Origin of the sequence: Oribacterium sp. Sow4_G1_1, assembly GCF_052116105.1 — a bacterium.
Classification (GTDB): Bacteria; Bacillota; Clostridia; order Lachnospirales; family Lachnospiraceae; genus Oribacterium.
In genome coordinates this window covers 108,811-119,564 of sequence record NZ_JBQKLS010000009.1, presented here as the reverse complement: position 1 = coordinate 119,564, position 10,754 = coordinate 108,811, and the positions used below count along the sequence as shown (strand labels likewise).

Genomic DNA, 10,754 nt, shown 5'->3' with positions numbered 1-10,754 from the left:
ATGAACCTGCAAAGAATAGCATTTGGAATTACTTAATTCCACTATGGCATTTGGAATAAGTAAGTTCCATCTTTGGAAGAAGAGGGGTGGAAGTTAGTTTGACAAGTCACTAAAAGTAAACTTACGCCGTCAACGTCAGTCAGGGGGCTTGACGTCTACAAGATAATACAGTACCATATCATCAACAGAACCCACCACGCCTCTGATTACCATGCGCAACCCGGTGGGACTTTTTTATTTGTGGAGAATTTTATGTTGCAATATCCTAAGCGAATTTTAACAATAGCACAGCAAGTACAATCTTATGTTGATGCCGGGATGGTAATTACTTCTCGTGTGGATGTAGAAAATGCGTTAAGGTCAATTGGCTTTTATCGTTTGCGTGGATACTCTTTTCATTTGTATGATAATGATACAAAGAAGTATGTTTCAGGAACCAGATTTGAAGATATTTTAAAACTCTATCATTTTGATCAAGAACTATCCGTTTTGGTTTTTTCTATGATTTCCAAGATTGAAGTATCTTTGAGAGTACGTTTAGTGGAAGCGCTGCTTATTCATGAAGATTCACTTGTTTTGCAAGATTCATCGATATATAGAGACAAAAAGCTTTATTGGCAAAACATGTCAACCATTGCATCAGAGATTGCACGATCTAATGATGTGTTCATCAAACATAATTTTGATAATCATGATGGAGAAGTTCCTGTTTGGGCTGCTGTTGAGGTCATTTCATTTGGCACATTATCAAAGATAATTAAGAATTTAAAGACAGGTGCAGGAAGTTCGTATTCAATATTGGCAGCAAATTACCAGTATAGATCACAAAAGGGAAATTTGGTAAATCCATCTCAGAAGATGTTGTCCTCTTGGATACAGGGTGTTTCGGTATTACGTAATATGTGTGCTCATAATTCAAGAATATATAATCGGACTATTCATACAACGCCGGAAATTCTTGATGTTGATAAAATCATGCCATTACCTGCACATAATGGATTGTATCAAAGCTTACTGGCAATGAAATATTTGAAGCCATCTGATGAGGAATGGACATCGTTTGTAGATGAATTTGATAAGCTGATTCAAAAGAACAATAGTATAATCAGTATTACAGCAATGAATCTCCCAGCAGATTGGAAAGCACATTTAAGTGTGTGAACCATCCGTATATAAAATTTTGTTAAGCACAAGAGACTACGGGAAATACGTGGTCTCTTTTTTCTTTTTTTGAGCTATCTGCCAGTACTGTTATTGTTCGCCTAACGGATTATAATAAGGAGGTTAGAATTTGGTACGAACTTCCTTTTGAAGAGGTGAGGATATGGGCTTTTTATCAACAACACAAGCTTCTAAAAAATGGGGGATATCTCCACGTAGAATTCAGATTTTATGCTCGGAAGGACGTATTCCGGGCGTTTTTCGAATTGGCAACACCTGGGCAATTCCGGAAGAGGCGGAGAAGCCGAAAGACGCGCGTATTAAGAGCGGAAAATATATAAAGGACGAAAGCGAGATTTGACATGGGAGAACTGAAATATAAGGCATCGCTTACCCGGGAACAGTTTTTGTTTTACGAAACAAGAACCGTTGCCAGACTGATGCTCCAGGGCAAATCCGAAATAGAAATCGTTGAAGAAGTCGTCCGCGACAATCTCTTCCAATATCCAACAGAAAGAACCATTAAGCACAATGCTTCTGCGTGTTATCTACGTCTGGCCCTTCTGGGGGATCGTTCATTGATCGAGGCGATTGCTCATAGAGGCAGAGTGTATCGATGATTTTAAAGCGGATCATCTTAATCCCGTGTGGCTGAATCCGTTGCTTGAAAATGTGATACGAAGTAATCACGATGAAGTGATTCTACCAGCCTTTAACTGCTTTTCGTAAAGGAGACAGGCCTACATGAGTGAATTAAAAGAAAGATTAGATAATCTAAGAGTCCTGATGCAGGAGCCGGAATTCCTGGAAGGGAAGGGCCTTAGTAATGAGGTGAATATACGGATCTTCTGCTACGACCCATCAGAGGAAATGATGGTCCGGCATTTTATAGAGCAGATCATGACAGATCAGTCCATGAGTTGTCACCTGATTGAGTACAACCTGTATAAGGTGTTCCTTTCCATCTGCGAAGATAAGCGCATCGCAAAAACAATCCCGGCGATGGAAGATAAAAAGGGTAAAGACTTCATCCGAGAACAAATGAGCCGTATGGCTAACAATATGGCGTTTGTAAATAAAATGAAATACGAACCACATGAGGCTGGAGATGTCATCGTCATCACAGGGGTAGGCGATGCATTTCCATTCATCCGGGTACATGACCTGCTGAATGCGATGCAACCGGAATTTCCGGATGTTCCGATTCTCGTGTTCTATCCGGGCAATTATGATGGGCGTGATGTGCAACTGTTTAATCGCCTGAAGAAGAATCCGTACTACCGGGCGTTCAATGTGATTTAAGGGGGCAGTTATGATTCTACTTCCACGATACGCCGGTCGGTGCCGAAGCCAGCGCCATCATCTACAGCCTGGCGCAGACAGCAAAACTTAACAACCTGAGTGTCTTCAAGTATCTGCAGGCAGTACTCCTTTACATGCCGGACTACGTTCATGAGCCCGAGGGCATTGAAGAGCTGATGCCATGGTCAGATAAGATGAAGAAACTCTGTGCCATAGACACGAAGGCAACTATCGAAGACAAGGGTGGAAATCCAAAAATCTCACGGTAGTCAGTTAGCGCGCTCAGCTAACACTGAGCGCTTACATTACAGGCAGGTTTTTCTAGGCCTTTTCGATGGCTTGGTAGAGCGAGTAGTACTGGTTTTAACGTTTAGAGCCGATATCTGAAAAATAATTACTATAATATTTCTTTAATTCCCTCGATAGGTATACGATCGCTGGGTTCTCCTTCAGTTCTGACCGTACCAGCATCATATGGACACGCTCGAGCTTTGGTTCGAGTGAAAAATACAGAATGCCATTCATGCTTTTGATGTTGTTCTTCGGGATGAAGCCCACACCCATATTTTCATAGATGAGCCCAAGGATGGTCTGGGTATTGGAGGCTGTGCCGGCAACCCTCGGAGAGAAATCACTGTCTGCGAAAAACTGATCGACCAGAATACGGATACAGCTTCTTGGGTACTGCATGATAAACGGGTAGGTTCCGAATAATTTCCGCAGGGAGGACGGCGTGAGCGTCGGCAGCTTTTTTCGATGCTTTTTTAAGAGTGCTTCACAGGCAGATAGGGTACTCGGCGCAGTAAACAGAATCTCTTCTTTATACATCACGAAGGATGGTTCACGATAGCAGTTTTCTCCAGGAGCGGTGATGAGAACCGCATCCAGGGTGCCGTGATCGAGACTGTAGATGGCGATATCGAGATTATCACAGTTGATGATCGACACATGCACACCCGGATATATTTTATGCAGCTCCGGGAGGATGGCATGCAGCATGTCGATGGCGACCGAAGAAGTGGTACCGATCTGAAGAACCAGCGGTTTCGATAATTCGGCGATTTTCCTGCGGAAGGTCGTCGTCATCTCCTGTACCTGGGTGGCATACTCAATATAGATTTTCCCGGCTTCCGTCGGCACATATTTTCCATGCTCCCGTGTAAACAGCTTCGTGCCCAGCTCCGCTTCTTCATTTTTTAAAAACTGGCTCAGATTGGACTGCGAAACGTAGAGCTCCTTCGCTGCCCGGGTCATCGATCCGGTTTTATATAAGGCGATCATATATTCTAAAGATTTACTATTCATGCATCTCACCACTTCAAATTGTGCACTTTTCACATTAAATCAGAAAAAATATCTTAATTTATGAAAACCGGAATAATCATGCACTAATATTCAAATGAATAACTGTGCATAATGCACATGATAATCCGTGATACGGAAACAGCGAAACGTATTTCACTTTCAAAGATTATAAACTCATACAAATATAAGTTCAACTTATATCTTGCTTTAAACCCGTGAATTGGACTTCATTTCACAAAAATATTAATCTCTATGTACAAAAGATTTCAAGGAGGCAGTTATGGGAAAATTCATTTTAAAAAGAACAGGACAGACGATGATCGTGCTGTTTATCGTATCCGTATTTGTTTTCCTGATGGTCTCATTTCTTCCAGGAGATCCGGTATACGCGATGCTGGGAGGTGAGATTTCACAGGAAACGTATAATCGCTGGTATTATGAGCTGGGTCTCGATCAGCCACTTCTCATCCGCTATTTCCTGTGGATATCGAAAGCGGTCACAGGTAACTTCGGAACCTCCGCAAGCCAGCATATGGCGGTCATCGAGGTCATCGCGCAGCGGCTTCCGGTCACCTTATATCTTTCCTTACTCGCCTTTTTCGTGAGTATCCCGACCGGAATTGCCCTAGGTGTGCTCGCAGCGATTAATCGAGGGAAAAAAATCGATGGCGCACTGACCACCTTTGCAAACGTCTGCAGCTGCCTTCCACAGTTTTTCCTTTCCGTCCTTTTCTTATATCTGTTTTCGATGAAGATGCACTGGCTTCCATCCTTCGGTTTTACCTGGCCGTGGGTGGACCTCGGAAAGAGCATACAGCAGACGATCATGCCGCTCCTGTGTCTGGCGATCGGAGGTGTAGCATCGATCTGCCGACAGACGAGATCGAGTATGCTAGAAGTCATCGGACAGGATTATATCCGCACAGCCAGATCGAAAGGCCTGAAGCCGGATAAGATCATTACAGTCCATGCACTGAAGAATGCGCTGATCCCGGTCATCACCCTGATGGGTCTCCGACTGGGCGGTATGATCGGCGGTTCGATGTTTGTAGAATCGGTGTTCAATATTTCCGGCATGGGAACCTTACTGGTATCGGCCATTCGTGCTCAGGATATCCCACTGATTCAGGCCTGCGTTCTTCTGATTGCTGTTGTTGCATGTGTTGTCAATATCATCACAGACATCGTTTATGCAGCAGTAGATCCTCGTATTAAAGTATAAGAAAGGAAACGGCAATGAATATGAAATCCGATGCGGAGCTTCAGAAAGAGCTGAAGGAATATAAAAAAGAGAAGTTCAGAAAGTTTCTGAAGGTCCTGTTTAAAAGAAAGATGGTGCTGATCAGTGCGATCGGTCTCGTCCTCTTCATCTGTATGGCGGTATTTGCACCCATCATTTCACCGTATGATCCGAATGCGCAGAGCCTGATGGATACACTGAAGGGCCCGAGCGCCAAGTATCTTTTAGGAACCGATAATTATGGCCGTGATATTCTGAGTCGTATCTTCTATGGTGCCAGAGTTTCCCTGACAGTAGGCGTTGCAGCGGTTCTGGTTGCCTGTGCCATCGGTACCTTCTTCGGCATGGTCGCCGGCTTCTTCGGTGGCTGGGTCGATGACGTGATCAACCGTATCAGCGAAGCGATCCGTGCGATTCCGCAGATCGTACTGGCGATGTCCCTGTGTGCCGTATTTGGCGGTGGCATCTTAAATCTCTCGATCATTCTGGGTATTTCGAATATCGCGGTATACATCCGAATGATGAGAGGACAGGTCCTCTCGATCAAGCAGCAGGACTATATCATGGCAGCGAAGCTTCAGGGAAACAGCAGTATGGGCATCATGATGAAGCACATCCTGCCGAACTGTATCTCGCCGATCATCGTTCAGATGACCCTGCAGGTCGGACAGACGATTCTTTCAGAGGCCGGTCTCAGCTTCCTGGGTCTGGGCATCAGCGCACCGACCGCTTCCTGGGGAAGCATCGTAAGTGACGGACGTATGTATCTTCTGCAGAATCCGATGTTCTCACTGGCCCCGGGCGTCTGCATCGCACTGCTGGTGGTGTTCTTAAATACCGTAGGTGATGGTGTCAGAGATGCACTGGACCCGAGAATGCGCGGACGATTATAATCCGATCTTTTATCAGATATCGTGGAGTGCAAAGGAGATCGTAAGATGAAACATTTGTTGGAAGTTAAAAATCTCGTCACCTGTTTTCATACAGAGGATGGCGTAGTTACAGCGGTGGATGGGGTTTCCCTTCACATCAATCGTGGCGAAATCGTGGGTCTGGTCGGAGAATCCGGATCAGGTAAATCCATCACCATGATGAGCATACAGCAGTTAATCAGTCCACCAGGATTTGTGAAATCCGGAGAAGTGTATCTCGATGGAGAGGAAGGAAATCTTCTGGACTGTCCGTCAAATTCAGAGAAGATGCGATCGATCCGTGGCGGAAGGATCGGCATGATTTTCCAGGAGCCGATGACCTCCCTGAATCCGGTGCTCACCATAGGCTATCAGATCCAGGAGAATATTCTGCAGCATACTGGTCTGTCGAAGGAAGAGGCCAGGAAACGCACGATCGAGATGCTGAAGATGGTCAAGATTCCGGACGCGGAGCAGCGATTCGATGATTATCCGCAGCAGTTCTCCGGCGGTATGCGACAGCGTATCATGATCGCGATGGCCATGTCTGCCAACCCGGATATCCTGATCGCAGATGAAGCGACGACCGCGCTGGATGTGACGACCCAGGCGCAGATCCTCGAGATCATCCGAAATATAGCGAAAGAGACCGATACCGCGGTCATCATGGTTACCCATAACCTAGGCATCGTCGCCCGATTTGCAGAGCGGATTTATGTCATGTACTCCGGCAGAGTGATGGAGACCTCCTCCGCAAGAGGCATCTTTAAGGAGTCGAAGCATCCATATACGAGAGCACTGATGCGTGCCATCCCGCGACTCGATGATCCGAAGGAGAGGGTACTGATTCCGATCGATGGTTTACCACCGATGCCGGCGAAGCGACCGGTGTACTGTCCATTCTATGATCGCTGCGAGTATCGCTCCGACGCATGCAAAGAGAGAAAGATGCCGGATCTGCAGGAAATCGTGCCGGGCCACTTCAGTGCCTGCTGGCTGACCCATGAGGAGCTGGATACAAAGGAAATCGAAGTGCTCAGTAAGCCGCAGAAAGCGACGCCGATCAAGCATATCAAAGAGGAAAACGTGCTGGAAGTTTCCGATGTGAAAAAGTATTTCCCGATTTACAAGGGCATTATGAAAAAGCACGTCGGAGATGTGAAAGCCATCGAGGACATCACATACAATCTCCGAAAGGGAGAGACGCTGGGTATCGTCGGTGAATCCGGATGCGGCAAAACGACGATGGCACGAAGTGTGATGCGCGTGTATAAGCCAGATGAAGGATCCATCCGCTTCAGTGGTGTCGATATCGCGAAATTCACGGATAAGCAGCTGGCTCCGTATCGGAGCAAAATTGCCATGATCTTCCAGGATCCGTTCTCTTCACTGGATCCACGTCAGACGGCCGGTTCCATCGTGGAAGAGTCGCTGATCATCAACCACTCCTGTAAGGATGCCGCAGAACGGAAGAAAAGAGTCGATGAACTCTTCCGTCTCGTCGGTCTGGATCCGGCACTGAAGGAAAGAGTACCGCATGAGTTTTCAGGAGGCCAGCGGCAGAGACTGGGCATCGCGCGAGCGCTCAGCTCGGATCCGGATGTGATCATCTGCGATGAGCCGATCTCAGCTCTGGATGTATCGATTCAGGCACAGATCATCAACCTCCTCGAAGAGATCCAGTCCCAGCTCGGCGTAAGTTATCTGTTCATCGCCCATGATCTCGCGGTGGTAAAACACATCAGCGATCGCGTCCTGGTGATGTACCTGGGAAGAGTGGTGGAGATTGCGGACTGCGATGATCTGTACAGAAATCCGCTGCATCCATATACGCAGGCGCTCTTATCTGCGGTTCCAGAGGCAGATCCGGATGTCGAAGCCCAGAAAGAAGCCGTTCCGCTGGAAGGCGAGGTGCCAAGTATCATCCATCGGCCAGAAGGCTGTCCGTTCCATAATCGCTGTAAGCACTGCTTCGAGCGATGCACGAAAGAAGTACCTAAGTTATCCTTTGTGGATCAGACACATCAGGTGGCCTGCTTCTTACACGAGGGTAATGAAAGATAAATATTAAGGAGGATTCATATGTTTAAGAAAAGAATCGTAAGAGTGATGAGTGCAATGATGACCGCTGCGCTGATGGCGACCGGTATGACCGCCTGCAGTGGCACGAGTACACCGCCTACACAGCAGGCAGGTGAAAATGCTGCCACTTCCGCTGCGAAAAAGGACGAAGCAGCAGGTACCGCAGCAGCGGTTTCGACGGCGAGCGGGGATAATACCGTTACGATCTGTTATCCGGATACGCTGACCACCTGCTTCCTGCCATTTTCATCTTCCACCGGTGATCGTTTCTCCGTAGCACCGGCCATCGAGTCCCTGGGTCGACCGGACGCAGAGGGAAACATGCAGCCGTGGCTGGCCGACAGCTTTACAACGGATCCGGAGAATCTGACGGTGACGATCAAGCTGAAGGAAGGGATCAAGTTCTCGGACGGAACCGACTTCAATGCCGATGCGGTTCTCTGGAACTTCGATAAGATGAAGGAAGGCGGAAAGGAATCTGAGCTCGGAAATCCGGAATCCTATGAAAAGACCGACGATTATACCATAACGGTAAAGTACAGTGCGTGGGCCAATAACTGGGAGACCGTACTGGGTGAAGTATATATTTACGATCCGAAGGCCTTCGATGATAACGGCGAAGACTGGGCATCCATCCATGCAGTCGGAACCGGTCCGTACGTGATGACGGAGTATATTCCGGAAGATCATATTTCGTTCGTGAAGAACGATAATTACTGGCAGGAAGGAAAGCCATATCTCGATGGCGTGAAGATCGTCTTCATGACGGATATCACGACACAGCAGGCAGCTTTCATGAACGGTGAGGTCGATCTTCTTTCGACCAATGATGCAACCCTGACACAGACCTTAATCTCCCAGGGATTTGAGAGCATCGCAGCACAGGCACCGGACCTTGGTTCGATCAAGTACTTCATGTTTGCATCCGGCGATGCAGAGTCTCCTTTCCACGATGAAGCTGTTCGTAAGGCCGTTCTTCACAGCATTGACTGGGATGGTTATGTTCAGTCCTTAACCGGCGGACTCGGTGTCAAGGTGACACAGTTCGGTGTTCCGGGCGCATGGTCCTATGACGATACTGTAAGCCTTCCAGAGTACAATGTTGAGGAGGCGAAGAAGGAGCTGGCTGATGCGGGTTATCCGAATGGCTTTAATACCGTCATCTCCACTATCTCCAACAACAATAACATCGCGACACTGCTTCAGGCATCTCTGAAGGAAATCGGGATCACTGCAGAGATCAAGGTGATGGAAACCTCAGATTTCAATTCTCAGAAGAAGGCAGGTACCTATGATGGTGGTATCATCACCGGCCAGGGTGCCTCCAAGATGGATTTCACCAACAACTATATCCGTCTGTACTCCTCTCAGGGCGTGAACTATCTGAATATGATGGATCATCCGGAGGATTATGAGACTGCCCTCTTCGGTGCGAGAGCAGCGAAGACACTCGATGAAAAGAAGGAGCTTTTAAAGACCTCCTCCAGACTGATGCAGGAGCATGCACTGGTGATTCCTGTCGGTGCTATCTTCTCAACCTGCTTCTCCAATGATCGGGTAGCGGATTCTGGAATCTATCAGGTGACCAGCACGGTATGGACACCGGAGGACATCAAAACAGTAAAATAATGCGATAACGCAGCGATGTATACACAGGAGGCAAGTATGTTGGGCGATAATTTAAAGATTCAGTCCCGCTCTTCATCGTCTTATACGGATGAGCAATTACTCTTGATTCAGCAGATGGGAATCAAGTATGTATATACGATTTTTGAGGATGAGGATATCGGATATGATCACAGTACAGGTACCTTAGATGAAGCGAAAGCATATGAAGGTGTGATGCGCTTTATCGATCGCCTGCACAAGTATGATCTGGTCTGCACAGACGCAGGAAATACCCATATCTATAAAAATGATAAGATTCATCTCGGCCTGGAAGGACGGGATCAGGCCATCGAAAACTACAATGCATTTAACCGCATTCTGGCGAAAGCCGGCATCCACATCGGCTATATGACCTGGGAACCAAATCAGGTATATACCTCACAGTGGACCAGTGGTCAGGAAATGCATGGCGGTGTCGGGAGAATCGTGAACCTGGAGGAACTGGAGAAACGCCCGTATACACATGGCAGATTCTACACACAGGAAGAAATGTGGGGGAATTTCAAGTACTGGCTGGATCGCGTGCTGCCGGTCTGCGAAGAGATCGACATGAAGATCGCGTTACATCCAAATGATCCTCCTGTGGATCATATCTGCGGCATTTCAAATCTGATCATTTCGGCGGACGCTTACAAACACGCATTTGAACTGGCGGGCAACAGTCCATATCTCGGAATGAAGATGTGCATCGGCTGCTGGCTGGAAGGTGGACAGGATTTCGGAAACGTGCTGGAGGATATCCGCTACTTCGTAGCGAATAAAAAAGTCTTCTGCGTGCACTTCCGGAATGTAAGCTGCCCGCTTCCGAATTTCGAAGAAACCCTGCTGGAAGATGGATACATGAATATGTACGACGTCATGAAGGCATTTGTGGCTGCAGACTATGATGGTGTACTGCATGCAGATCATGTACCACTTTGGGGAAACGGTGTGGGAACCGGTGGATCAACCGCCGCCTGGACATATTCCATGGGATATATCAAGGCACTTTATAACTGTGCACAGCAGGAGCTGGCATCACTTAGTAAATAATGATCCGGAGAGGCGCTGCAGAAGAGTTCCGTACTTTTTCTGCAGCGCCTCTT

At 47.2% G+C, this 10,754-nt stretch carries 11 protein-coding genes; 10 read left to right on the top strand and 1 reads right to left on the bottom strand.

Going from position 1 to position 10,754, the window contains the following annotated elements:
- The first annotated feature begins 252 nt into the window (after positions 1–252).
- The 5 genes from ACTQ52_RS07455 to ACTQ52_RS07435 all read left to right on the top strand — a co-directional run bounded on the left by ACTQ52_RS07455 (position 253) and on the right by ACTQ52_RS07435 (position 2,732).
- The gene (locus tag ACTQ52_RS07455; protein WP_441982222.1) at positions 253–1,161 is read left to right on the top strand and encodes an Abi family protein; all 909 of its coding nucleotides are present in this window, start codon (positions 253–255) and stop codon (positions 1,159–1,161) included.
- A gap of 163 nt (positions 1,162–1,324) precedes the next feature.
- Positions 1,325–1,522, top strand: a complete 198-nt coding sequence (locus ACTQ52_RS07450) for a helix-turn-helix domain-containing protein (protein ID WP_441982221.1) — start codon at positions 1,325–1,327, stop codon at positions 1,520–1,522.
- 1 nt (position 1,523) lies between these two features.
- Positions 1,524–1,781: a BrxA family protein gene (locus ACTQ52_RS07445; protein ID WP_441982220.1), complete on the top strand. Its 258-nt coding sequence runs from the start codon at positions 1,524–1,526 to the stop codon at positions 1,779–1,781.
- Between the two features lie 124 nt (positions 1,782–1,905).
- Positions 1,906–2,463: a DUF1788 domain-containing protein gene (locus ACTQ52_RS07440; protein WP_441982219.1), complete on the top strand. Its 558-nt coding sequence runs from the start codon at positions 1,906–1,908 to the stop codon at positions 2,461–2,463.
- A 56-nt stretch (positions 2,464–2,519) separates the two neighbouring features.
- On the top strand, positions 2,520–2,732 hold the full coding sequence (locus tag ACTQ52_RS07435) for a transposase domain-containing protein (RefSeq protein WP_441982223.1): 213 nt from the start codon (positions 2,520–2,522) through the stop codon (positions 2,730–2,732).
- Between the two features lie 94 nt (positions 2,733–2,826).
- On the opposite strand, the gene ACTQ52_RS07430 is transcribed toward ACTQ52_RS07435, so the two are convergent.
- Positions 2,827–3,768 carry a LysR family transcriptional regulator gene (locus tag ACTQ52_RS07430; RefSeq protein WP_441982218.1) on the bottom strand — a complete coding sequence of 314 codons (942 nt, stop codon included), beginning with the start codon at positions 3,766–3,768 and terminating at the stop codon, positions 2,827–2,829.
- A 280-nt stretch (positions 3,769–4,048) separates the two neighbouring features.
- Here ACTQ52_RS07430 and ACTQ52_RS07425 point away from each other — a divergent pair, with 280 nt between their 5' ends.
- The 5 genes from ACTQ52_RS07425 to ACTQ52_RS07405 are packed head-to-tail and all read left to right on the top strand — an operon-like array spanning position 4,049 to position 10,701.
- Complete coding sequence (locus tag ACTQ52_RS07425) at positions 4,049–4,990, top strand: ABC transporter permease (RefSeq protein ID WP_441982217.1); 942 nt, start codon at positions 4,049–4,051, stop codon at positions 4,988–4,990.
- 14 nt (positions 4,991–5,004) lie between these two features.
- Positions 5,005–5,901 carry an ABC transporter permease gene (locus ACTQ52_RS07420; protein ID WP_441982216.1) on the top strand — a complete coding sequence of 299 codons (897 nt, stop codon included), beginning with the start codon at positions 5,005–5,007 and terminating at the stop codon, positions 5,899–5,901.
- 45 nt (positions 5,902–5,946) lie between these two features.
- On the top strand, positions 5,947–7,983 hold the full coding sequence (locus tag ACTQ52_RS07415) for an ABC transporter ATP-binding protein (protein WP_441982215.1): 2,037 nt from the start codon (positions 5,947–5,949) through the stop codon (positions 7,981–7,983).
- 18 nt (positions 7,984–8,001) lie between these two features.
- Positions 8,002–9,630 carry an ABC transporter substrate-binding protein gene (locus ACTQ52_RS07410; protein WP_441982214.1) on the top strand — a complete coding sequence of 543 codons (1,629 nt, stop codon included), beginning with the start codon at positions 8,002–8,004 and terminating at the stop codon, positions 9,628–9,630.
- Between the two features lie 36 nt (positions 9,631–9,666).
- Positions 9,667–10,701 carry a mannonate dehydratase gene (locus ACTQ52_RS07405; protein WP_441982213.1) on the top strand — a complete coding sequence of 345 codons (1,035 nt, stop codon included), beginning with the start codon at positions 9,667–9,669 and terminating at the stop codon, positions 10,699–10,701.
- The last annotated feature ends 53 nt before the right edge of the window (positions 10,702–10,754 follow it).